Source organism: Paenisporosarcina sp. P4_B8 (assembly GCF_056402175.1).
The window spans coordinates 53866-78880 of the sequence record NZ_JBFUHX010000016.1 but is presented as its reverse complement, the minus strand read 5'-3'; the positions used below and the strand labels follow the sequence as shown (position 1 = coordinate 78880).

Here is a 25015-nt window from a genome sequence, read left to right as displayed (position 1 = left end):
CAATGAGAACCTTTCCAGCGCTGCTCCTGCGGTTACTCGTCGCAATGAGAACCTTTCCAGCGCTGCTCCTGCGGTTACTCGTCGCAATGAGAACCTTTCCAGCGCTGCTCCTGCGGTTACTCGTCGCAATGAGAACCTTTCCAGCGCTGCTTCTGCGGTTACTCGTCGCAAAGGGAACCTTTCCAGCTCTGGCGTCGAGTTAAAGTGACGCTTTTCGCATATCTAATTAGCCCGATAACCTACCATATTCACGGGATCTTTTGGTGATGAATAGGGAGGGGCATAGGACAATTCCAATGCTTGTAAATCGTCCATAGTGAGGCCAGCATAAATGGCAGTGGAGAGGACATCAATTCGTTTATCGATACCTTTACCACCAACTGCTTGTGCACCCAATACTTTGCGGGTTACAGAATCATAATGGACTTTCAAGAATATGTTTGCATGGTCCGGATAATAGCCAGCATTGGATTTAGATTTTTGAATAATCGTTTCAAACTTCAGCGGAATATCTTTCAATGTTCGCTCATTTAATCCAGTTAATGCCACATCCAGTGAGAAGACTTTGCAAATCGTTGTACCAAGTAATCCTTTGAAAGGAATCTTTTCCCCGGTGATATGCTTCGCGACGATAAATGCCTGACGGTGAGCTGGCCAGGCTAGCGGAACACGTTTGGCGTCGCCTGTAATGAAATCTTTATTTTCTGCAGCATCTCCGATTGCATATATATAAGCATCATTCGTCTGCAAATATTCGTTTGTGACAATCCCTCGCGTTTCGCCAATCGTTAAACCAGCGTCTTCAGCCAATTTCGTATTGGGCGATACACCGATGCTCATGAGAATGAAATCGGCTTGGATCGTTTCGGCAGAATCGAGAACCAGATTAGTACCCTTTACATTGGTAATGAAATCTTCCTTATATATGCGTACACCATGATCACTTAGCTCTTTTTCCACAAGGGCAGAGCAGTCCACGTCCATGATGTTCATCACTTGCGGGGATTTTTCGACAATTGATACGTTCAAACCAAGGTCAACAAGATTTTCCGCCATTTCCACACCGATAAATCCAGCACCCACAATTACACAGCTTTTAGGTTTCTCAGTGGATATATATCCATTGATTTTTTTCATATCACTGAAGTTACGCAACGTGAACATGATCGCGCTTTCCAGACCGGTTGTTTCAGGCACAATCGGTGTACCACCTGGAGACAGGATAAGAAAATCGTAAGTTTCTTTAAAGGATTGCTGTGACTCGAGATTCAAGACTTCTACCGACTTAAGCTGGCGATCAATTTTTGTCACACGATGTTTCAGAAACACATTGATATTCCGCTCGTTTTTAAATTCTTCAGGAGTTGCCGCAATCAAATGATTGGGCTCTGAAATTTTCCCTCCGATGACATACGGCATTCCGCACGCACCATACGACATCGTATCATCCTGATCGAACACAACAATCTCTGCGTTTTTGTCATAAAAACGAATTTGGGAAGCGACAGTCGCTCCTCCTGCAACAGCTCCAACGATTACGATTTTCTTCATGTTCACTCGCTCCGTTTCTTATTGCTGTATCTGATTTGAAAAGAACAAAGCTAATGCACCAGGACCAGTATGTGCACCTATCGCAGATCCGATAATATGAATTTCCACCTGTTTTGGATGGAATGTTTCTTCAACCATTGCCTTCATTTCCATTGCAAATGCTTCGTCGTCAGCATGACTGATTGCAATAGTTTGTTCATGTAAACGCTCACCGCGTTCTTCCATGAGTTCAATGATCCGTTTCATTACTTTTTTGCGTCCTCTTAATTTTTCAATCGGTACAAGCTTGCCGTTTTCCACGTGAAGAAGAGGTTTGATGTTTAATAATCCTCCAATAATAGCACTGGTCTTGGACACGCGTCCGCCTCGAGCCATATAATCTAAATCTTCAACTGTAAACAAGTGTTCCATATGTAGTGCTTTAAAACGGATTATTTCGACAATACGTTCCATAGGTTCGCCAGATTTCATCAATCGGACGGCTTCTTTTATAAGCAAGCCATAACCAAGTGAAGCACATCGCGAATCAACGATTGTTAATTTAAGATCAGGATAGTCTTCCTTTACCTGTTCCCGAATCATAACTGCGGTATTATGTGTTCCTGAAAGTTCTGAAGAAAAGGCAATATACAAGCCTTCTTCTCCAGACTTCGCAAGTTCTTCAAAAAACGTCAAAAATTGTTCTGGTGAAGCTTGTGAAGTTTTTGGTTGTTTCCCTTGACGAATTTCCGCGTAAACTTGTGTCGAATCGATTGTCATGACATCCAAGTATTCGGCATCATCAATATGTACACGTAATGGAATCAACGTGACCGGATTTGTTTCATAAAAAGATTTCGGTAAATCGCAAGCACTGTCTGCAAATATTCTCATTTGTATCCCCCTGAATCAACTATTTCTATAATTTTAAACGTTCTTGTAAGAAATCCGCAATCCCATCGTCATTATTTGAAGTTGTTACTTCATTTGCAATGTTTTTTAGTTTCGCAATGGCATTGCCCATAGCAACGCCGGTTCCAGCATACTCAATCATCTCTAAATCATTGTCTTCGTCACCAAATGCAATAATGCGTTCCTTTGGAATATTCAAGTGTTTCGATACATGCGAAATACCTACAGCTTTATTTAGGCCGCTGCGTACAATTTCAATTACATGCCATGGCGCACCCCATCTTCTGTGATCAATCACTTCTGCATGTACATCATGTAGGTGTTGACGGATGGCAGGAACTTCATGTTCTTCTGCATGAATAAGCAAACTGGTAGGGTCGGTCTTTAAATAATTTCGAATATCACCTGTTGTTACTTGTGGTTTTCCGAAGCTGAAAATATCGAGCAGTTTCTCATCATGATAGTGCAAGTACACATCATCCATAACTTCAGCAATAATGTTATGAAATTTATAATCATGAATGGCATCAATTACTTCGTTTACGACTTTCAAATTAATGGGTTCATGAATCGGATTCCATGTATGGTCAGTGGGATGATGGACAAAGGCACCATTAAAATTGACAATGGGCGTTTGCATTTTTAACTGGTGGTAGTAAACTTCACTGGCACGATAAGGTCGTCCAGTCGCGATCATTATTTCATGACCTTTTTCTTTTGCTTTAAATAACGTATGTAAAGTCTTTTCAGAAATGACTTTTTCATCTGTTAATAATGTTCCATCAAGATCCAAAACGATTAAATGAGGTTGCATGTTAAATGACTCCTTTCCTATTAGAGTAAAGTGTATCGTCATGGACATCCATTAGTCAAAAAAATCCAACTTCATTTTTGAAGTTTTTGATTTGTTTTGCTACGATAACAAGTATTAGATACAAAGGAAGTGGAAAAGTGAACGTTGAAAATGAACGGTGGGGACATATTCCACTATTGCATGTATACAAAGAATCCCTACGGGAACAACAGGTACCAGTCGTGATTTTTCTTCATGGCTTCACAAGTGCTAAAGAACACAACTTACATTATGCCTACCAATTGGCCGAGAAAGGCTTTCGAGTGTTACTGCCTGATGCCCATTTGCATGGAGAGAGACAAGAAAATCTTGATGAAATTCAATTGTCACTGCGCTTCTGGGAAATAATTTTAACATCTATTGAAGAAGTAGCTATGTTAAGAGAACAATTAATTGAACGAAACTTAATAATGGACCATACAAAAATAGGACTAGCTGGGACATCAATGGGAGGCATTGAAACATTAGGGTGCCTGAATGTTTATCCGTGGATAGACACGGCTGCCGTGATGATGGGTTCTCCTGGATATGTCCATTTGGCGAAGGCACAAATGGCTCAGTATGAAGCACGTGGCTTTAAATTACCGATTACTGACGTGGAGCGTATGCAGATGTTTGATACGTTAAGAAAATTCGATCTTACATTAAACCCGAGTGCATTGAATGGCCGGCCAGTATTTTTCTGGCATGGGGTTCAAGATAATGTAGTTCCTTATGAACCTACCTTTAACTTTTTCAATGCGTTGAAAAAATCATATGTGCATGATCCTGAACGTTTCCAATTTATGACGGATAAATCGGCGGGTCATGCCGTTTCAAGAAAAGGGATGCTGGAATCAACCAGCTTCATTGCACACTATTTGTCTCAGTAAGCTGCATTTGTTATGATGAATATATACGTTAGTTAGAGAGGGGTATGAACATGGATCAAGATATGCGCGACAGCATGATGGGTGCACTCGAAAATGTTATTGACCCAGAACTTGGTATTGATATTGTAAACCTTGGACTTGTTTATGATGTGGATTTATCAGAAGATGGATTTGCAGTTGTGACTATGACATTAACTTCACTTGGTTGCCCAATGGGCCCAATGATTGTTGATCAAGTAAAAACTGCATTATACGAATTACCGGAAGTTAAAGAAGTCGATGTCAATATTGTGTGGACTCCAGGCTGGTCAAAAGACAATATGTCCCGCTACGCAAAAATGGCACTCGGTGTCAGATAAAATATTCCATTCATCCACTCACAGTTAAGTGAGTGGATTTTTTATGCCATTAATATAGAAAGCTGTGGATATTGAATTGAAAACAAGAGAGTACATTTGCGCCTAGCAAGCCGCAAGAGCGTGAAGTATCAGACCCTCAAGTATATGGTTTATATCCTTTTTGGCTCATGCGGTCAGCGCAAATGTACGATAAACCACTGTAAAGGTTAACATAGCATTTTAATTTCAAATGAATGCTTCCCCAACTAAACAACGAAATTCACCGAACAAACATTATGCACCACAAAAATCCCATGCACATTTCTTTACAATATTCCTCCTAGCATCCTATAATAAAATCAATTAGTCAAAAAAGGTCAAACAAGGAGTGGCGTGAATATGCAACAGCAACAAGAACAGAAAAGACCACTGGAACTGTATGGTCGCAATTTAGTAGAACAGGCTCGTAATGGAAAAATGGATCCCGTTATCGGGCGAGATCAGGAAATCAGACACGTCATTCGAATTCTTTCCAGAAAAACTAAAAACAATCCGGTGCTGATAGGGGAACCGGGTGTTGGTAAAACAGCGATAGTTGAGGGATTGGCACAGCGAATCGTACGGAAGGATGTTCCTGAAGGATTGAAGGAACGTGATATTTATGAACTGGATATGGGTTCATTGATTGCAGGTGCTAAATACCGCGGTGAGTTTGAAGAACGATTAAAAGCGGTGCTAAAAGAAGTTAAAGATAGTGAAGGACGCATTATTCTTTTCATTGATGAGATTCACACTATTGTCGGTGCCGGAAAAACAGAAGGTGCGATGGATGCGGGCAATATGCTTAAACCTATGTTGGCACGTGGAGAATTGCATTGTATCGGTGCAACAACGCTTGATGAGTACCGAATGTATATCGAAAAGGACCCGGCACTGGAGAGACGTTTCCAACAAGTTTTGGTACGTGAGCCTTCTGTTGAAGATACCGTATCGATTTTACGTGGATTAAAAGAACGTTTTGAATTGCACCATGCTGTACGGATACATGACCGGGCGATTGTTGCAGCAGCACAATTGTCTGACCGTTATTTAACGGAACGATTTTTGCCGGATAAAGCAATTGATTTAGTGGATGAAGCATGTGCGATGATCCGAACAGAAATTGATTCCATGCCGCAGGAACTGGATGAAGTGACAAGAAGAATGATGCAATTGGAAATAGAAGAACAAGCATTGATGAAGGAAAAAGATCAGGCAAGTCAACAACGGTTATCTAAAATACGACGGGAACTCGATGAATTGAAAACGTCCACCGAGTCTATGCGTAATCAATGGTCCACAGAGAAAGAATCCCTTCAGCACATTCAAAAGAAACGTGAGCTAATGGATGGTTACCGACGAGATCTGGAACTGGCGGAAAATAGCTATGACTTAAATAAAGCAGCCGAGCTTCGTCATGGCAAAATACCGACGCTCGAAAAAGAAATCGCTGAACTTGAGTCTGCGCTTGAATCAACTTCTGAAAATCGTTTACTTCGCGAAGAAGTGACTTCGGAGGAAATTGCTTCTATCGTTTCTCGTTGGACAGGAATACCTGTGATGAAATTAGTTGAAGGAGAAAGAGATAAGCTTCTTAGATTGAAGGAAACATTACAGGAACGTGTAGTGGGGCAGGATCAGGCAGTCCAATTTGTAACGGAAGCCGTTTGGCGTGCACGTGCGGGTATTAAAGATCCTACAAAACCAATTGGTTCATTTTTATTCCTGGGACCAACCGGTGTGGGAAAAACAGAGCTTGCCAAGGCATTAGCTGCCAATTTATTTGATTCCGAAGATCATTTCATCCGCATTGATATGTCCGAATATATGGAGAAACACAGCGTATCACGTCTTGTAGGAGCTCCTCCAGGATATATCGGCTATGAAGAAGGTGGGCAACTGACAGAAATGGTAAGACGTAATCCATACTCGGTCGTTTTGCTCGATGAAATAGAAAAAGCACATCCTGATGTCGCCAATATCTTACTCCAGCTTTTGGATGATGGAAGGATTACGGATAGTCAGGGGCGCGTCGTCAACTTCGCAAATACTGTAGTGATTCTGACTTCAAATATTGGATCACAATATTTGTTGGAGGATAGCGACCAAGCGGAATCTTTGGTGATGACTGCACTTCGAACACATTTTAAACCAGAATTATTGAACCGAATGGATGAAATTGTTTTGTTCCATTCATTAAAAGGTTCTCACTTCACGTCAATTACGGAGAAGTATTTGGCGCAATTAGCAAATCGGTTGAAAGAGCAGGAAATCACAATTACTTTCACCCAGCCATTGATTGATTGGGTGGTTAGTGAGGGAACGGATGCAGCGTTTGGGGCACGCCCATTGCGTCGCTTTATTCAGCGACACGTTGAAACAGCTGTAGCAAAAGCGGTCCTTGGTGGGAACTTAACTCCCGGAAGCAATGTTGAAGTATCCCTTGAAAATGGCGAAGTTATAATCAATCAATAAAAAACGGTATCTCTGAAGTGGAAGCTTCAGAGATACCGTTTTTGTTTTGTTGAATTAGTGGTGCTCGTGTGTTGCTGGCTCATTAGGAATAATTGCAGAAATCAAGAAGATAAGTGCTGCAAACCCAAGTGAGATGATAGCACCCAAGTTAAAGTTGAATGGCACTGCTGCCACTGAACTTACTACATAGTTCAGCATTGTAACAAGTAGAAATGACCAAATTAATGTAATGACAAATTTCATGTTGTTTCACCTCTGGACAGACTATTTACTTCTACCATCATATCATATGAGCCGAATGTGACAAAGAATCTTTTATAGAACCTCCTCTAAGTTTGGCAAATTCGTGACGATGAGTTGAAATTTCATGCTTAATTCGTTATTATTATTACCAGGTACTAATAGAAGATAATAATTGAAATGAGGGTGTCATATGAGTGTGGGGATTATCGGCTTAGGAAGATATGTGCCAGAACGTGTTGTTACAAACTTTGATTTGGAAAAACAAATGGATACTACCGATGAATGGATTCGTACTCGTACTGGTATAGAAGAGAGAAGATATGCGGACGATGATGTTAATACTTCAGATATGGCTTACGAAGCTGCTAAACAAGCGATAGAAGAGTCAGGGATCGAAGCTCATCAAATTGGCTTGATTTTGGTTGCTACGGTTACGCCTGATATGCCTTTTCCAACTGTTGCGACGATGATTCAGGAGAAACTTGGTGCAAAGAATGCAGCGGCAATGGACATTTCGGCGGCATGTGCAGGTTTTATGTATGGAGTCATTACAGCCAAACAATTTGTTGAGACGGGTGTCTATCCGTATGTTCTAGTTGTGGGCGTTGAAAAACTATCAAAAATTACGAACTTTGAAGACCGCAATACCGCTGTCTTATTTGGAGACGGTGCCGGAGCGGCCATCATTGGTCAGGTTTCGGAAGGCAGAGGTATTCTATCATTTGAACTTGGTGCAGACGGCTCCGGAGGAAAACACTTATTCCAGAACGGTCCCTTCCTTGAAATGAATGGTCGGGAAGTATATAAATTTGCTGTCCGTCAAATGGGGGAATCAGCTGAAAATGTCATTATCAAAGCTGGACTGACAAAAGATGAAGTCGATTTCTTGGTGCCTCATCAAGCGAATATTCGAATTATGGAAGCTTCAAGACAGCGATTAGAATTACCTGTAGAGAAAATGTCCAAAACAATTAATCAATACGGTAATACATCTGCTGCATCTATACCTATCTCATTAAAAGAAGATATTTTAGCGGGTAGAGTGAAAGACGATGATGTAGTAGTTCTTGTTGGATTTGGCGGCGGTTTAACATGGGGGGCCATTTGCTTAAAATGGGGAAGATAGAGTTATTCTGATGGAGTGTCCGTTGGAGACGATTGTCACCCAGTCAAGTAATGCAATGTTAAACAGTTAATATAAAAATCAATTTTCACATGAAGGGAGAAAAAATCATGACAAAACGTCGTGTTGTAATAACGGGAGTAGGAGCGGTTTCACCGCTTGGAAATGATATTGAAACAACTTGGGCGGGGATTAAAGAAGGCAGATCGGGCATTGGACCAATGACTCGCGTCAATCCGGACGATTTTCCTGCAAAAGTTGCAGCAGAGGTTAAAGACTTTGATATCGAAACATATATCGAGCGTAAAGAAGCAAGAAAAATGGACCGCTTTACACATTTTGCACTGGCAGCATCCATTATGGCGATGAAAGATGCAAATTTGGAATTAACACCTGAACTGGGTCTTCGCACAGGCGTATGGATTGGGTCTGGAATTGGTGGAATGGAAACGTATGAAGCACAGTTCCGTACATTTCTAGACAGAGGCTATCGTCGAGTAAGTCCGTTTTTCGTTCCGATGATGATTCCGGACATGGCCGCGGGACAAGTATCGATTTATTTCGGTGCAAAAGCAATGAATTCTTGTACCGTGACAGCTTGTGCATCAGGCACTAACTCAATCGGTGATGCATTTAAAGTGATTCAACGTGGAGAGGCTGATGTAATGATTTCTGGTGGAGCAGAAGCACCGATAACAAATATGTCAGTTGCAGGTTTCTGTTCGAATACTGCTCTTACTCTTAACCAAGATTCTAAGACCGCTTCACGTCCATTTGATGCAAACCGTGATGGATTTGTAATTGGAGAAGGCTCGGGTATTGTTATTTTGGAAGAGTATGAACACGCCATTGCACGTGGTGCGAAAATTTATGCGGAAATTATCGGCTACGGTTCAACTGGTGATGCACATCATATCACAGCACCAGCTCCTGAGGGTGAAGGCGCTGCCCGTGCAATGCAACAAGCCCTTACGGATGCTGGAATCTCTCCTTCTGATGTAGACTATATCAATGCACATGGTACTAGTACACCTTACAACGACCAATTTGAAACAATGGCAGTTAAATCAGTATTTGGTGAACATGCTTACAAACTTGCTATGAGTTCAACAAAATCAATGACAGGACATTTGCTTGGAGCAGCTGGCGGAATTGAAGCGATATTTACTTCGCTTGCAATACATGATAGTATTTTGCCTCCAACCATGAACTTGGAAAATCCTGATCCGATTTGTGATCTTGATTATGTGGCAAACGCCTCACGTGAAAAAGAAATCGAGTATGCAATGAGTAATTCACTTGGTTTTGGTGGACATAACGCGTCACTTTTATTCAAAAAAGTTCGTAATTAAACAGTTAAAGTCTCAGTAGCATGTAAGTGCTATTGAGACTTTTTTTGTTAGCTTTATCCATTAGTTAAATGTCGGAAGATGTCGAAATATTAGGGGAACGAAAATAATTTCAATGGTTACTTAGTAGAAAAACTAAATAAGCATATCAAATGAACGAATTAAATATCATTTACTGCAATATATTAAAATTCTCAATAAAAAGGCTATATATATAAATTTAACTAAAATTATAACTATATTAAAATAACTTAATTAAATAATAATGATTATTAAATTTACGTATAATTCATACTTTAAACACAGAATGAATAAATTTAATATAAAAATAATTGTTGTAACATTTGGAAAGATATTGTATATTTTTAAAAAGTGTTCGACTTTTCTGACAAAACGCACTAATACGTACTATTCAGCTAAGATAAACCAACATGTGGGAGGCGTTAATTTGAGTAATCCTGTGTTAAATATTCGTAATCTTTCAACATCTTTTAAGATTAAAGATCAGTATTATGCAGCGGTTGATGATGTCACATTGACAGTAAATGAAAACGAAGTACTAGCGATTGTTGGTGAGTCAGGATGTGGGAAAAGCGCATTAGCTCTTTCCATTATGGGGCTTCATACAAAAAAACGAACAAAATTAGATGGTGAAGTTAATTATAATAGTCAAAACTTATTGCGTTTAAACGATGCGAATTTGAACAAAATCCGCGGGAATGATATTGGTATGATTTTTCAAGATCCTTTGACAGCTCTGAATCCATTAGTGCGCATCGGGAAACAAATTGAAGAGTCCATGAAGTATCATACGAAACTTCCAAGGAGTCAGCGTAAAAAAAAGGCGCATGAGTTACTTGGGAAAGTGGGCATTCCAAACGTAGAACGCGTTTATACACAATATCCTCATGAGTTATCAGGTGGAATGAGACAACGTGTTGTCATAGCGATTGCTCTTGCTTGCGAGCCGAAGCTATTGATAGCGGATGAACCAACAACCGCATTGGATGTAACAATTCAGGCACAAATTATGGATTTGATGAAAACACTCCAGGAAGATACAAAGGCTGGCATTATCCTGATTACACATGACTTGGGAGTTGTAGCCGAAATGGCAGACCGAGTAGCAGTTATGTATGCTGGTCAAATTGTTGAAGTGGCAGCTGTGGATACAATCCTGTCGAATCCGCTTCATCCATACACACGATCTTTATTAAATTCAATCCCAAGTAATTTTTCAAACAAAGGTCGTCTGCACGTAATTGATGGGGTAGTCCCATCGATTCAAAATCTAAAGAGAAATGGTTGTCGTTTTGCTCCTCGAATCGAATGGGTCGGTGAGGAAGAACATCAAGAGAATCCCGTTTTGGAAGAAGTAGAACCGAATCACTGGGTACGTTGCTCATGCTATCGTAATTTCTACTTCCCAGAAGGGAAAACAGGAGAAAAACACTATGTCCTTACTTAAAGTAAACGATTTAAAAATACATTATCCAATTCGCGGTGGGGTTTTCAAAACCGTAAAAGATCATGTACGTGCAGTCGACGGCGTCAGCTTTGAGCTTCAAGCAGGTGAAACATATGGTCTTGTAGGTGAATCAGGTTGTGGGAAAACGACTACCGGACGTACAATCATCGGATTGAATAAAGCCACTTCGGGTGAAATTTTATTTGATGGAACAGATTTGACCAAGCTGTCAAAAAGTGATCGTCGCAAATATACAAAAGACATTCAAATGATTTTCCAGGATCCTTATTCATCACTGAATTCAAGGAAGCGTGTACTTGATATTGTTGCAGAACCGATTCGTAACTTCGAACGGTTATCACCAGATGAAGAGCGAAGACGCGTACAGTTTGTCATTGAGAGAGTCGGTTTGAACCCAGAAGCTATCTATAAATATCCACATGAATTTTCAGGTGGCCAGCGTCAACGTATCGGGATTGCCAGAGCATTAATGTTAAATCCGAAATTAATTATTGCGGATGAACCAGTGTCGGCACTGGATGTTTCGGTTCAAGCTCAGGTTTTAAACTTTATGCAGGACATCCAAAAAGAATTTAACCTTACGTACTTATTCATCAGTCATGACCTTGGCATTATTCGTCATATGTGCGATCGAATGGGAATTATGTATCGCGGTCAATTTGTTGAAGAAGGGACAAGCGAAGAAATTTACAACAATCCACAACATATTTATACAAAACGTTTGATTGCGGCTATTCCAGAAATGGAAACAGAACATCGCAAAGAAAAGACGTTGATTCGCCAACAAATTGCGGATGAGTACAGACAAACTAGAGATCAATTTTTCGATCAAGATGGTCGTTCTTACGGTTTAAAGAAAATTACAGACACGCACTCAGTTGCGATGCAATAGGAGGACATAACAATGTTAAAGTTTATTTTTCGCCGGACATTGATTATGATTCCTCAAATATTCATACTCAGTGTTCTAATCTTTCTTTTAGCAAAAGCAATGCCTGGGGACGCATTGACTGGAAAACTCGGTGCAGGGGATGTTGATCCGGAACGAATTGTGGAACTGCGTGAAAAAGCTGGCCTTAATGATCCATGGCATGTTCAATATACCCGATGGATTGGTAATGCCGTCCAAGGTGATTTTGGTAAATCAGCGGTCTACCAACAAAAGGTAACAAACTTGATCGGTGACCGAGTGGGTAATACCCTCTTGTTATCCGCAAGTATTTTAATTGTCAGTTACTTAATTGCCATTCCACTCGGAATTATAGCCGGTAGGTGGACAGATTCGTGGGCGGACAAAATTATTGTCTGGTATAACTATTTGTCGTTTGCCACACCATTATTCGTATTTGCCTTAATCTTATTGTTTATCTTTGGCTTTGTACTCCAGTGGTTCCCAATAGGTGGTTCGGTCGACATTAGGGCTGATAAAGGAACTTTCGAATATGTCTTAAGTAAGGCAGAGCATTTAGTGTTACCAACAATGGCTGGTGCATTACTCGCCACATTCGGTACAATCCAGTACTTAAGAAATGAAATCATTGATACAAAAATTAAAGACTTCGTCAAAACTGCACGTGCAAAAGGTGTACCAGAACGTAAAGTTTATACGCAGCACATATTACGCAACTCATTATTACCGATTGCTGCTTTTCTAGGCTATGAAATTACTGGATTAATAGGCGGCTCCATATTCTTAGAATCAATCTTCAGTTACCCAGGATTGGGCCAACTCTTTTTATCATCAATCAGTTCACGAGATTTTAGTGTCGTAACAATCCTAGTATTAATATCAGGTATTGCTGCAATTGTCGGCACCATGCTATCCGATATTATTCTAAGCTGGGTGGACCCAAGAATTCGCATCGATTGAGGATACTAGATTGGAGAGAGAAAAATGACAGTAAATATGGGAAATGAAACGCCCGTAACGGGTGCAATGAAATCTAAAAGTACGCACACTTCATTAGCCAAAACGATGTGGCGTGAAATTAAACATGATAAGATGGCGCTTTTTTCACTTATCTTATTGAGCGGTATTTTGTTGACGGTGTATATAGGATCGTATTTTCTTGACTTAGAGGAAATCAGAAGAATTGATGTTTTTAACATTTATGCTGAACCTTCTGCTGCCAATTGGCTTGGTACAGATTATGGCGGACGTGATGTTTTTGGCACATTAATCATTGGAGCAAAGAATTCCATTACCATCGGAGTGGTCATCACGTTAATTTCGGCACTAATCGGATTAACGGTAGGATTGATTGCCGGTTACTTCGGGGGTGCTGTAGATAATATTATTATGCGTTTCATCGATTTCATCATCATCCTACCTTTCTTGATGATTATTATCGTATTGATAACAGTTGTACCTGTGTTCAACGTCTATACGTTCATCGCGATCCTGTCTCTATTCTTATGGACAGGTAAAGCGCGATTAATCAGATCCAAGACACTTGCTGAACGCGAACTGGATTACGTAAATGCTTCAAAAACTCTTGGAACACCAAACTGGAAAATTATGATGTTTGAAGTGTTACCAAATTTGAGCTCTATTATCATCGTAAACATGACGTTAACGTTAGCGGGTAATATTGGAATTGAAACTGGATTAACTTATCTCGGATTCGGTTTACCTGAAAGTGTTCCTTCACTAGGAACATTAGTAGCGTACGCCAGTAATCCAGAAGTCATCGAAAATAGATGGTGGGTTTGGTTACCTGCATCATTACTGATATTAGTAATCATGCTGTGTATAAATTTCATCGGTCAAGCGTTGAAACGTGCGGCTGATGCAAGACAAAGATTGACATAAAAAGGGAGGAAGAAAAATGAAGAAAAGTTCACTGTTGTTACTTTGTTTGATGCTTGTACTAAGCGCCTTTTTAGCAGCTTGTACTGGTAAAGACAAAGGTAGCGAGAAAGATCCAGAGAAAGATAATGAAGAAGCAGGGGAAGATGAAAACAAAATTGATTTAGCTTTCCCGACAAAAGTTTCTGCTGAAGGTGAAGCAGTTAAAGATGGTTCATTAAACTATGGTTTGATTTCTGATACACCATTTGAAGGTACTTTGAACTATGTATTCTATTCAGGTAACCCTGATTCTGAAGTTCTTCAATTCTTTGATGAAAGCTTACTTGCAATTAATGGTGACTACGAAATTACAAATGACGGTCCTGCTACATTTGAAATATCAGAAGACAAAAAATCTATTACTGTAAAAATCAAAGACAATGTAAACTGGCATGATGGTGAGCCAGTTAAAGCAGACGACTTATTATATGCTTATGAATTACTTGGTCATCCAGACTATACTGAAGCTCGTTACTCAGGTTTAGTTCCTATGGTAGTTGGTATGGAAGAATACCATACTGGTAAAGCTAAAACGATTTCTGGTATCGAAGTAAAAGACGAAAAAACAATTAAAATCACTTTCACGCAAGCTAGTCCTTCTTTAACAACTGGATTCTGGGCTTACCCAGTACCACGTCACTACTTAGGTGACATGACAATTGCAGAAATACTTGAATCTGACAAGATTCGTACAACTCCAATCGGTTACGGACCTTTCAAAGTTAAGAAAATCATTCCAGGTGAATCTGTTGAATTCGAACGCAACGAAGATTACTGGAGAGGCGTTCCTGAGCTTAAATCTATCGTACTTAAAGTTGTAAGCCCAAGTGTTGCTGTTAAAGCAATGCAAAATGGCGACCTTGATATTGCAAGCTTACCTGCTGACCAATATTTATCAGCAAAAGAACTTCAAAATACTGAATTACTTGGTCAAATTGACTTAGCTTATTCTTACATTGGTTTCAACCTTGGTAAATGGGATGCTAAAAAAGGCGAAAACATTATGGGCAACCCGAAATTAGAAAACAAACAATTACGTCAAGCAATGGCTGTAGCTCTAAACAACAAGCCAGTTGGCGAAAAAATGTACCATGGTTTACGTTTCCCAGCTACTACTTTAATTCCACCATCTTTCCCTAGTTACCATGATTTCGATGCAAAAGCTATCGAGTACAACCCAGAGAAAGCAAAAGAATTGTTAGCTGAAGCTGGCTACAAAGATACAAATAATGATGGTTTTGTTGAAGATCCAGAAGGTAAAGAATTTAAATTAAACTTTGCATCAATGTCAGGTTCTGATGTAGCTGAGCCATTAGCTCAACACTACATTCAAAACTGGGCTGATGTAGGTATTAAAGTTGAATTGTTAGAAGGCAAATTACACGAGTTCAACTCATTCTACGAGCGCGTAGAAGCAAATGATCCAAAAATCGATATCTATGCTGCAGCATGGGGTACAGGTTCAGATGTGGATCCAGAAGGATTATACGGTCGTAAAGCACTGTTCAACTACACTCGTTGGACAAACGAAAAAAATGACGAGTTACTTGCAAAAGGTATATCTGAAGATGCATTCGATGTTGAATACCGTCAAGGCGTCTACAAAGAATGGCAAGCACTTATGAACGAAGAGCTTCCTGTAATTCCTACATTGTTCCGTTACAGCATAACATCTACTAACAAGCGTGTTCTTAACTATGATATCGCTGCTGGAATGACTTTCTGGGATGAAGTTGCAGTATCTGCTGACACACCAGTAAAATAATGAAAACTAAAACGACTCATCTTGAAAATGATGAGTCGTTTTTTTTGTGTTAAATATTATCAAGAGGTTGGGAAATATTGGATTGTTAACTTTCAAGGTTAATTTTATAAAAAAATGGAATCTTTGCCCTTTCCGCGGACGAACTAGCAAGCCTCCTCGGGCCAACAGGATGTTGGTCACGAAGGCGTTGCCACACGAGGTGGCATTCTTAGCCTTCGTTCCTTTTTCCTCACTGCGGGGTCTTGCCAGCCCGTTATTCCGCAGGAGTGGCACAGATTCCATTATTATTAACAATATGATTAACAGATTATAGAACACCATATTAATTAATGTTGCAGATATTTTAAAAAAACGAAGAGTGCATTTGCGTATAGCAAGCCGTAAGAAAGAATATGGTCAAAGGTAGTTTGACCATATTCTTTGCGACGAGTAACCGCAGGAGCAGCCTTATTCTTTGCGACGAGTAACCGCAGGAGCAGCCTTATTCTTTGCGACGAGTAACCGCAGGAGCAGCATTTTCGAAGAATGAGACCGCAAGTATGTGGTTTTCATACTTGTTGGCTCATGTGGAACGTGCGGCAAGCGCAAAAGTACGATAAACAACCATACCATTTATCAGAGCCAAAATATTTAACGGCAATTGGAACAAGTAAAAGTAAAGTTGGAAAAGTGCTGATTTGTGGCCTTCTTGTAAAAAGAAGCAAGCTTTCAGACTGACATGTACAAACACTTCATATAGTAGTGAAAAAGGGTGCTAATATTGATCAAATGGTTAATGTTCTTAATCAGCTACATTTGCATTGTCATAAGCCTTATGCAGATTTTATTGTATTTAAATTATCTTTCACTGGGATACACATGGAAAAGTGTCTGGACATTTATATTCCAGACACCCGATTTCTTCATATTTGCTTGTTCGTTTGTTCTTATGACGTTTATCGTTTTCTACCCAAGCCCATCGCGTTCTCCATTTTTTTGAGTGTTTTAGAAGCTGCAGCCTGTGCTCTTTTCGCACCATCATCCAAGATACCATCTAACTCATCCGAATTTAACAGCGCTTCGTAGCGTTCCTGAATAGGTGTGATGTGATCAATAATGGCTTTCGCAACTGAAGCTTTGAAATCACCGTATCCAACACCAGCATACTTTTCAACCAATGCTTCGATTGTTTCACCGGTCAACGCAGCTTCAATCGTCAATAGATTGGAAACGCCTGGTTTATTCTCTTCATCAAAAGCAACAATGCCTTCTGAATCAGTTACTGCGCTTTTGACCTTTTTCTCAATTTCTTTTGGTGTATCCAATAGAGAAATCGTCGATTTTTTATTTGGATCAGATTTACTCATCTTTTTCAAAGGATCCTGTAGAGCCTTGATACGTGCTCCATTTTTAGGTAAGCGAATATCTGGAATCGTCAAAACGTCATTATATCGTTTGTTGAAACGCTCAGCCAGATCACGTGTTAATTCCACATGTTGCTTTTGATCATCACCTACAGGCACGATATCGGTCTGATAAATCAGGATATCTGCTGCCATAAGTGGTGGATAAGTGAGAAGAGAGGCCGATACGCCGTCTTTCCCCGAAGACTTATCTTTAAACTGAGTCATGCGCTCAAGTTCTCCGATATAAGAGATACATTGCATCATCCATCCCGCCTGAGCATGTGCAGGAACTTCCGACTGGATGAATAGAATGGCTTTCTTTGGATCGATACCGACTGCCAAATAGAGTGCTGCAAGTGATCGGATATTTTTACGAAGTTCTAGTCGATCTTGTGGAACTGTAATTGCGTGCTGATCCACGATACAAAAAATACATTCATACTCGTCTTGCAAGGTAGTGAATTGACGGAAAGCACCGATGTAATTACCGAGTGTGACCGTTCCTGTTGGCTGTACGCCTGAAAAAATTTTCTTCATGTGGTTTCCTCCTTAAAAATAAAAAAACACATCACTCTCCCTAAAAAAGGGACGAATGATGTGTGAATCCGTGGTACCACCCAGATTGCCAAAAAATCTTGGCCTCTTTAACTTCGTAACGTGAAGGTACGTGATGAACTACACCGAAATTCCGGTTCGTAAACCATGCTCAGAAGTCCATTCCTAATGATGGGAAGATCTGTTTTCACCAAATACAGATTCTCTGGACAACCCATTCAAAAGTACTATTCTTCGTCTTTGCATTTATCAAGTATTTTGATTGTCATTATAATATAGAAGAAACTCCAAAATCAAGTACAAATTATGCTAAATAATAAATCGTCAATGCAATCAACATTGCGAGTAAAATGGACCCACCTAACTGGAAAAAAGGTTTTGTCTGGAAATCCAGCAACTCCGAAGGGGCACGCATTGACTCCGTATCCACTAAACTTCTTTTCGATGAGAAAACTTTTCTGAAGCTCATAGTAAAAATATCGAAAAATCCATTTGAGACAACATAGACTAATAACCCAATAAAAGTGATCGTTCCTCCGACAAAAAACGACATGTTTATATAAGAGGTAAGTGTCACTTCTTTAACAATGAGTAACATCATTGCAATAATAAGTAACTGAGAAGCAATAAACCAATAAACCAACTTTTTCATAAAAACACCTCAATCCTTCTCATATTGTAGAAGAATTGACGGAAAAAATCAAAATTTCGCTAAACGAATTAATAATTCGCAATTCTCGAAAAACCTTAGACTACCAACGGTTCTGTTATGTTCTTGTAATCTTTCTGTTACATAAGTGTAAAAAATATTCAAAAAAAGACTGTACAGATTTTTTTGAATATGTATAATTAACATTGTAACAATTTTTCAGAATATTTAAGGAGGTCATTTTAAGTGAAGAAAAGCAAATTAGTTTGGCTATTAAGTCTTATGCTAGTACTTAGTATGTTCTTAGCTGCTTGTGGTAAAGATGAAGAAAAACCTTCAACTGAACCAGCAACTGACGGAGAAGGCGAAGGTACAGAAGAACCAGCTGAAGGTGCTTTAGATGCGGAGCAAATCCTTAATCTAAACCACGTCGCTGAGATTCCATCATTGGATTCTTCAATCGTTGAAGACCAAGTTGGTTTCGACATGTTAGGTAACGTAAACGAAGGTCTTATGCGTTTAGATCAAGAAAATGTTCCTGTTCCAGCTATGGCTGCTGAGGAACCAACAATTTCTGAAGATGGTTTAACATACACGTTCAAATTACGTGATGCTAACTGGTCTGACGGTTCTGCTGTTACTGCTAACGACTTCGAGTATGCATGGAAACGTGCAATTGACCCAGCGACTGGTTCACCATACGGTCCTTACATGATGGCTGGCGTTATCAAAAACGCAACTGCTATCGGTGAGAAAAAAGCTGAAGTTGCTGACCTTGGAGTTAAAGCTTTAGATGAGAAAACTCTTGAAGTTACTCTTGAGCGTCCAGTTCCTTACTTTATCTCATTGATGTCATTCGGAACATTCTTCCCGCTGAAAGAAGAATTCGTTAAGGCACAAGGCGATAAATATGCAACAAATTCTGAAACAATTCTTTACAACGGTCCATTCACTATGACTGATTGGGATGGCACTGGTTTAACTTGGAAACTTAAGAAAAACGAACAATATTGGGATGCAGAAACTGTAAAACTTACTCAAATCAACTTCGACGTTGTTAAAGAAGTAGCTACTGCAGTTAACCTTTACACAACTGGCGAAAAAGATCGTACTGGTCTTTCTGGTGAGTATGCTATGCAATATGCTAACGATGAAAATCTATTAAAAGAATTAGAGCCAACTGTGTTCTACTTCAAATATAACCAAGAACGTAATGGTAAGAAAACACCACTTGCAAACGTAAACATTCGTGAAGCACTTGCTAAAGCATTCAACAAAGAAGATTTAGCAAATGTAGTATTAGCTAACGGATCTCTTCCAGCTAACTACTTAGTACCACAAGAATTCACTTTCACTGCTGAAGGTGCTGACTTCCGCGAAGTAAATGGCGACATGGCTACTTACAATGTTGAAGAAGCTAAAGCGGCATGGGATAAAGGTTTATCTGAGCTAGGTGTTACTGAATTATCTCTTGAAATTCTAGGTGGAGACTCTGACCTTTCTAAGAAAATGGACGAGTACTTCAAATCTCAATTAGAGACTAACCTTGAAGGTTTAAATATCACACTTAAAGAAGTACCATTCAACGTTCGTTTAGAACTTGATGAAAAACAAGATTATGATATCCAAGTTTCTGGTTGGGGCCCTGACTATCAAGATCCTATGACTTTCGTAGACTTGTTCGTAACAGGTTCTTCTCATAACTTAATGTCTTACTCTAACCCTGAGTTCGACAAGTTGATTGAATCAGCTAAGGGTGAACTTGCTCTTGATGCAGAAGGTCGTTGGGATGCAATGGCTCAAGCTGAGAAAATGTTAGTTCAAGAAGATTATGCAATTGGACCGATCTACCAACGCGGAACAATGGCATTAGTACAACCTTATGTTAAAGGTATTGTTTCTCACCCATTCGGTGGAGACTACTCATACAAATGGGCGTACATCTCAGGTAAAGAGTAATCTTTAACTAAGATAAAAAATCTCATAGAGAGAGAGTATATGGTATCCAATAGGGCCATATACTCTCTTTTTAAATGAGTATGAATTAATTAAAAATTTACTATTTTCAAATATTAATTTGACATTAACTAGTTTCATCTGTTTATATAGAAAAGTAGAATTTAAATTCTACTCGTATTCACTTAGGAGGTGCAAAAATGGCTAAGTATATCGCAAGACGTGTTTTTTATATGTTCATTACTCTTTTCCTGATTGCGACTGCAACATTTTTCTTAATGAAAACGCTACCAGGTTCCCCTATTGCATCCGCTTCGAAACTTACCCCTGACCAGCTAGCGGTAGTAGAGGCGAAATATGGTTTAAATGAACCACTACCAGTTCAGTATGGTAAATACATGCTAAATTTAGCACAAGGTGACTTAGGTAACTCATTCCAGTTTAAAGGTGCGAGCGTTACTGATTTAATTCTCAATCGCTTAGGACCATCTTTCTTACTAGGTGCACAAGGTATGATATTAGGAGTTTTCATCGGTATTATCCTTGGAATGATTGCCGCACTCAAACAAAATACAATGTGGGATTACGGTAGTACATTAATTGCTATTATCGGTATTTCCATCCCATCATTCGTTTTTGCAACAACACTTCAATACTGGTTCGGCGTTCAATTAGGCTGGTTCCCAGTTGCACTTTGGAAAGACGGCTGGATGTCCAGTGTTATGCCATCTATTGCATTAGCAATGGGACCACTTGCAATTGCTTCACGTTTCATCCGTACTGAAATGATCGAAGTTTTAAGCTCTGATTATATTACTCTAGCACGCTCTAAAGGTGCCAGTGGATTTGAAGTAGCATTTAAGCATGCTTTCCGTAATGCTTTAATTCCTTTGGTAACGGTTTTAGGACCAGTTGCTGCTGGATTACTTACAGGTTCACTTGTTATTGAGCAAATATTTGCGATTCCAGGTATCGGTGAGCAATTTGTAAAAGCGATTATGATCAATGACTATTCAATTATTATGGGAACAACTTTGTTCTTCTCTGTATTCTTGATTTTCATTATCTTAGTTGTCGATGTTCTTTATGGAGTAATCGACCCACGTATCCGTTTATCAGGAGGTAATAATTAATGACACAAAATCTAGATAAATTACCTGCTGGTTCTTTTAACCGCATTACAATAGATAGCAGTGCAGCAGAACGTATTACTAAACCAAGTTTAAGCTTCTGGCAAGATGCATGGTTACGCATTCGTAAAAACAAAGCGGCCATCGTTAGTATTGTCATTTTGTTATTGATTATTATCATGTCATTTGTTGGGCCAATGTTAAGTCCGCATGATGCAGAGACACAAACTCTTACTCATGCAAACTTACCACCGAAAGTACCGGGTTTTGAAAAAATCGGTATTTGGGATGGAACAGGGAATTTGGCAGGTCAAGAAGTAGATTTGTATGAACTGAAAAATGTAGACGAATACTACTGGTTCGGTACTGATGGATTAGGACGTGATATGTTCTCACGTGTATGGGAAGGTACTCAAATCTCATTATTCATTGCATTCATTGCAGCTTTAATAGATATGGTCATCGGCGTTCTTTATGGAGGTATTTCTGCATATTATGGCGGACGCGTTGATGATATCATGCAACGTATCGTTGAAATCTTATACGGAATTCCAAACCTTGTCGTGGTTATCTTAATGATTCTCGTCATGGATCCAGGTATCATGGCCATTATTATCGCCATTACAATTACTGGATGGATTGGGATGTCACGTGTTGTACGTGGACAAGTTCTTAAATATAAAAACCAGGAATTCGTATTGGCTTCACGTACTTTAGGAGCTAGCAACAACCGCATCATTTCTAAACACTTACTTCCTAACATTCTAGGAATTATTATTATCAACACAATGTTCACAATTCCAGGTGCAATCTTCTTCGAGGCTTTCTTGAGCTTTATCGGTCTTGGGTTACAACCACCAGCTGCATCACTTGGAACATTGATTAACGATGGTTATAAACTAATCAAATTCCAACCGCATATTTTGATGTTCCCATCAATTGTCTTGAGTTTATTGATGGTGGCATTTAACTTACTCGGAGATGGATTACGTGATGCACTTGATCCGAAAATGAAAGATTAAGAAGGAGGGAAGCGACAATGGAAAAAATCTTAGAAGTAAAAGACCTTCAGCTTTCCTTCCACACTTTTGCAGGGGAAGTAAAAGCCATTCGTGGTGTAAACTTCGATTTGCAAAAAGGGGAAACGCTAGCGATTGTTGGTGAATCGGGTTCAGGGAAGTCAGTAACAACAAAAGCGATTATGCGTCTTTTACCAGAATCTAGTTCAGAATTCAAAAGCGGACAAATTTTGTTCAACGGCAAAGATCTAACAAAGCTCTCAGATAAAGAAATGCAAAAAATTCGTGGTAAAGATATCTCAATGATCTTCCAAGATCCGATGACTTCACTTAACCCTACAATGACAATTGGTCGTCAAATTACTGAACCATTGTTAAAGCACCAAAAAGTAGGGAAAACAGAAGCGAAAAAAATTGCGATTGATTTATTGCGTATGGTAGGGATGCCTAAACCTGAATTACGTATTAAACAATATCCACACCAATTCTCTGGTGGTCAACGACAACGTATCGTTATCGCGATTGCTCTTGCTTGTAATCCTCAGATTCTGATTGCGGATGAACCAACAACAGCATTGGACGTTACGATTCAAGCTCAAATTCTTGAATTAATGAAAGATTTACAGAAGAAAATTGATACATCTATCATTTTCATTACGCATGACTTGGGTGTTGTAGCAAACGTTGCAGACCGAGTTGCGGTTATGTATGGTGGACGAATTGTCGAAATGGGTACAGTGGATGAGATTTTCTATAACCCCCAACATCCTTATACATGGGGATTATTAAGCTCAATGCCTTCTCTGGATACAGCAGATGAAAAATTATACGCAATTCCAGGGACACCTCCTGATTTATTGGATCCACCAAAAGGAGATGCATTTGCACTTCGTAGTGACTATGCACTTGCAATCGATTTAGAACAGGCTCCGCCAGTATTCCAAGTGAGCGATACACATTATGCTGCGACTTGGTTACTACATCCGGAGGCACCTCAAGTCGAGCCGCCAGCTGCCATTGTGGAACGTATGAAGAAATTCCCGGGAAGTCGATACTATGAAGGAGTTGCGCGCTGATGGCTGAAAAATTGCTAGAAATTAGAAACTTAAAACAATATTTCAATGAAGGCAAAGCTAATGAAGTGCGTGCAGTAGATGACATTAGCTTCGATATTTACAAAGGTGAAACACTTGGATTAGTAGGAGAGTCAGGTTGTGGGAAATCAACAACTGGCCGTTCAATTATCCGCTTATATAATGCAACAGACGGCGAAGTGATTTTCGATGGAATTAATGTTCATGGGAAAAAATCAAAGTCGGATTTAAAAATATTTAACCGTAAAATGCAAATGATTTTCCAAGATCCGTATGCGTCGCTCAATCCACGTATGAAAGTATTGGATATTATTGCAGAAGGTTTAGATATTCATGGCTTAACAAAAAATTCAAAAGAGCGTAAAGATCGTGTCCATGAACTTTTAGAGACTGTTGGTCTTAATAAAGAACATGCAAACCGTTATCCACATGAATTCTCGGGTGGACAACGCCAACGTCTTGGTATCGCTCGCGCTCTTGCAGTAGATCCTGAATTCATCATCGCTGATGAGCCAATCTCTGCGCTAGACGTATCGATTCAAGCACAAGTAGTTAACTTATTAAAAGAACTACAAGAAGAAAAAGGATTGACATATTTATTTATCGCACATGACTTGTCGATGGTAAAATACATTTCCGATCGTATTGGTGTGATGTATTTCGGGAAATTGGTTGAATTGGCTCCTGCCGAAGAATTGTACAATAACCCATTACATCCTTATACACAATCTTTATTATCCGCAATTCCACTTCCAGATCCAAACTATGAGCGTACACGCGTACGTAAATCGTATGATCCTACATCTCATAACTATCAAGATGGGGAAGAAATTGCGATGCGTGAAGTAACACCTGGACATTTTGTATTCTGTTCAGAACGTGAATTTGAATCATTAAAGTTAACTTCTGCAGCTCGCGTATAATGAACTTTGATACATGGGAAAAATGAAATGTGCCATTCCTTCATAAGGAATGGCTTTTTCTTTTGGCTCTATTAAAAGATAAGTTTGTTTATCGTACATTTGCCCTAGCCGCATGTTCCGAATGAGCCAACAAGTATGAAAACCACATACTTGTTGCTCATTCTTCGAAAGTGCTGCTCCTGCGGTTACTCGTCGCAAAGAAAGGCTGCTCCTGCGGTTACTCGTCGAAAAATGCAGTTTTGTGGCAACACCTTTGTGACCAACATCCTGTTGGCCAAAGGAGGCTTGTTAGTTCGTCACATTTGCGGTAGCCCAATAAACGAAACGAACGAAACGATTCCATTAAGAAAAAGGACAGCATAACAAATTTTTTGGGAATATTTGTAGAATTATATTTTATAATGAAAGAAAAAAATTGCCTTAGTTAAGAAAATAGGCTGAGTTTAGTTTAAGGAGGTAGATAAA

21 protein-coding genes and 1 other annotated feature are annotated in these 25015 nt (G+C 39.5%); of the genes, 15 read left to right on the top strand and 6 right to left on the bottom strand.

The window, feature by feature from the left end; all coding sequences use genetic code 11:
- Positions 1-222 precede the first annotated feature (222 nt).
- Genes AC1DSK_RS14275 through AC1DSK_RS14265 form a run of 3 tightly spaced genes read right to left on the bottom strand, consistent with a single transcriptional unit; the run spans position 223 to position 3256 of the window.
- Positions 223-1551, bottom strand: a complete 1329-nt coding sequence (locus tag AC1DSK_RS14275; RefSeq protein ID WP_477548184.1) for a CoA-disulfide reductase — start codon at positions 1549-1551, stop codon at positions 223-225.
- An 18-nt stretch (positions 1552-1569) separates the two neighbouring features.
- Positions 1570-2424 carry a DegV family protein gene (locus tag AC1DSK_RS14270; RefSeq protein WP_477548183.1) on the bottom strand — a complete coding sequence of 285 codons (855 nt, stop codon included), beginning with the start codon at positions 2422-2424 and terminating at the stop codon, positions 1570-1572.
- A gap of 25 nt (positions 2425-2449) precedes the next feature.
- Positions 2450-3256: a Cof-type HAD-IIB family hydrolase gene (locus AC1DSK_RS14265; protein WP_016428032.1), complete on the bottom strand. Its 807-nt coding sequence runs from the start codon at positions 3254-3256 to the stop codon at positions 2450-2452.
- A gap of 137 nt (positions 3257-3393) precedes the next feature.
- Between AC1DSK_RS14265 and AC1DSK_RS14260 the strand changes: the two genes are divergently transcribed.
- The 3 genes from AC1DSK_RS14260 to AC1DSK_RS14250 all read left to right on the top strand — a co-directional run bounded on the left by AC1DSK_RS14260 (position 3394) and on the right by AC1DSK_RS14250 (position 7019).
- On the top strand, positions 3394-4167 hold the full coding sequence (locus AC1DSK_RS14260; RefSeq protein WP_342542012.1) for a prolyl oligopeptidase family serine peptidase: 774 nt from the start codon (positions 3394-3396) through the stop codon (positions 4165-4167).
- 50 nt (positions 4168-4217) lie between these two features.
- A complete protein-coding gene (locus AC1DSK_RS14255; protein WP_016428030.1) occupies positions 4218-4526 on the top strand; it encodes a metal-sulfur cluster assembly factor in 309 nt (102 codons plus the stop codon).
- A gap of 378 nt (positions 4527-4904) precedes the next feature.
- A complete protein-coding gene (locus AC1DSK_RS14250; RefSeq protein ID WP_477548182.1) occupies positions 4905-7019 on the top strand; it encodes an ATP-dependent Clp protease ATP-binding subunit in 2115 nt (704 codons plus the stop codon).
- Positions 7020-7073: 54 nt separating this feature from the next.
- Here AC1DSK_RS14250 and AC1DSK_RS14245 read toward each other — a convergent pair whose 3' ends face one another.
- Positions 7074-7262 (bottom strand): YjzD family protein, encoded by a 189-nt coding sequence (locus AC1DSK_RS14245; protein WP_477531544.1) that lies wholly within the window; start codon positions 7260-7262, stop codon positions 7074-7076.
- Between the two features lie 190 nt (positions 7263-7452).
- Here AC1DSK_RS14245 and AC1DSK_RS14240 point away from each other — a divergent pair, with 190 nt between their 5' ends.
- The 7 genes from AC1DSK_RS14240 (at position 7453) to opp4A (ending at position 15839) form a co-directional block, all read left to right on the top strand.
- Positions 7453-8388: a beta-ketoacyl-ACP synthase III gene (locus AC1DSK_RS14240; RefSeq protein WP_477548181.1), complete on the top strand. Its 936-nt coding sequence runs from the start codon at positions 7453-7455 to the stop codon at positions 8386-8388.
- Positions 8389-8495: 107 nt separating this feature from the next.
- Positions 8496-9737: a beta-ketoacyl-ACP synthase II gene (gene fabF / locus AC1DSK_RS14235; protein WP_477548180.1), complete on the top strand. Its 1242-nt coding sequence runs from the start codon at positions 8496-8498 to the stop codon at positions 9735-9737.
- A 445-nt stretch (positions 9738-10182) separates the two neighbouring features.
- On the top strand, positions 10183-11202 hold the full coding sequence (locus AC1DSK_RS14230; RefSeq protein WP_477548179.1) for an ABC transporter ATP-binding protein: 1020 nt from the start codon (positions 10183-10185) through the stop codon (positions 11200-11202).
- Complete coding sequence (locus AC1DSK_RS14225) at positions 11189-12115, top strand: ABC transporter ATP-binding protein (protein WP_477548178.1); 927 nt, start codon at positions 11189-11191, stop codon at positions 12113-12115. The genes AC1DSK_RS14230 and AC1DSK_RS14225 overlap by 14 nt, the downstream gene beginning before the upstream one ends.
- A gap of 12 nt (positions 12116-12127) precedes the next feature.
- Positions 12128-13093: an oligopeptide ABC transporter permease gene (gene opp4B, locus AC1DSK_RS14220; protein ID WP_016428023.1), complete on the top strand. Its 966-nt coding sequence runs from the start codon at positions 12128-12130 to the stop codon at positions 13091-13093.
- A 66-nt stretch (positions 13094-13159) separates the two neighbouring features.
- Complete coding sequence (locus AC1DSK_RS14215) at positions 13160-14035, top strand: ABC transporter permease (RefSeq protein WP_477548188.1); 876 nt, start codon at positions 13160-13162, stop codon at positions 14033-14035.
- Between the two features lie 16 nt (positions 14036-14051).
- Entirely contained in the window at positions 14052-15839 is a 1788-nt protein-coding gene (gene opp4A, locus AC1DSK_RS14210) for an oligopeptide ABC transporter substrate-binding protein (RefSeq protein ID WP_477548177.1), read from the top strand.
- Between the two features lie 935 nt (positions 15840-16774).
- On the opposite strand, the gene trpS is transcribed toward opp4A, so the two are convergent.
- Positions 16775-17761: a tryptophan--tRNA ligase gene (gene trpS / locus AC1DSK_RS14205; protein WP_477548176.1), complete on the bottom strand. Its 987-nt coding sequence runs from the start codon at positions 17759-17761 to the stop codon at positions 16775-16777.
- 44 nt (positions 17762-17805) lie between these two features.
- Positions 17806-18029, bottom strand: a binding site (T-box leader).
- Between the two features lie 54 nt (positions 18030-18083).
- Entirely contained in the window at positions 18084-18431 is a 348-nt protein-coding gene (locus AC1DSK_RS14200; RefSeq protein ID WP_477548175.1) for a DUF3899 domain-containing protein, read from the bottom strand.
- 243 nt (positions 18432-18674) lie between these two features.
- Between AC1DSK_RS14200 and AC1DSK_RS14195 the strand changes: the two genes are divergently transcribed.
- The 5 genes from AC1DSK_RS14195 to AC1DSK_RS14175 all read left to right on the top strand — a co-directional run bounded on the left by AC1DSK_RS14195 (position 18675) and on the right by AC1DSK_RS14175 (position 24550).
- On the top strand, positions 18675-20387 hold the full coding sequence (locus AC1DSK_RS14195) for a peptide ABC transporter substrate-binding protein (protein ID WP_477548174.1): 1713 nt from the start codon (positions 18675-18677) through the stop codon (positions 20385-20387).
- A 197-nt stretch (positions 20388-20584) separates the two neighbouring features.
- On the top strand, positions 20585-21517 hold the full coding sequence (opp3b, locus tag AC1DSK_RS14190) for an oligopeptide ABC transporter permease (protein ID WP_477548173.1): 933 nt from the start codon (positions 20585-20587) through the stop codon (positions 21515-21517).
- Positions 21517-22536 carry an oligopeptide ABC transporter permease gene (gene opp3C, locus AC1DSK_RS14185; protein WP_477548172.1) on the top strand — a complete coding sequence of 340 codons (1020 nt, stop codon included), beginning with the start codon at positions 21517-21519 and terminating at the stop codon, positions 22534-22536. The genes opp3b and opp3C overlap by 1 nt, the downstream gene beginning before the upstream one ends.
- Before the next feature lie 17 nt (positions 22537-22553).
- The gene (locus tag AC1DSK_RS14180) at positions 22554-23609 is read left to right on the top strand and encodes an ABC transporter ATP-binding protein (RefSeq protein ID WP_016428015.1); all 1056 of its coding nucleotides are present in this window, start codon (positions 22554-22556) and stop codon (positions 23607-23609) included.
- Positions 23609-24550 (top strand): ABC transporter ATP-binding protein, encoded by a 942-nt coding sequence (locus AC1DSK_RS14175; RefSeq protein WP_016428014.1) that lies wholly within the window; start codon positions 23609-23611, stop codon positions 24548-24550. The genes AC1DSK_RS14180 and AC1DSK_RS14175 overlap by 1 nt, the downstream gene beginning before the upstream one ends.
- The last annotated feature ends 465 nt before the right edge of the window (positions 24551-25015 follow it).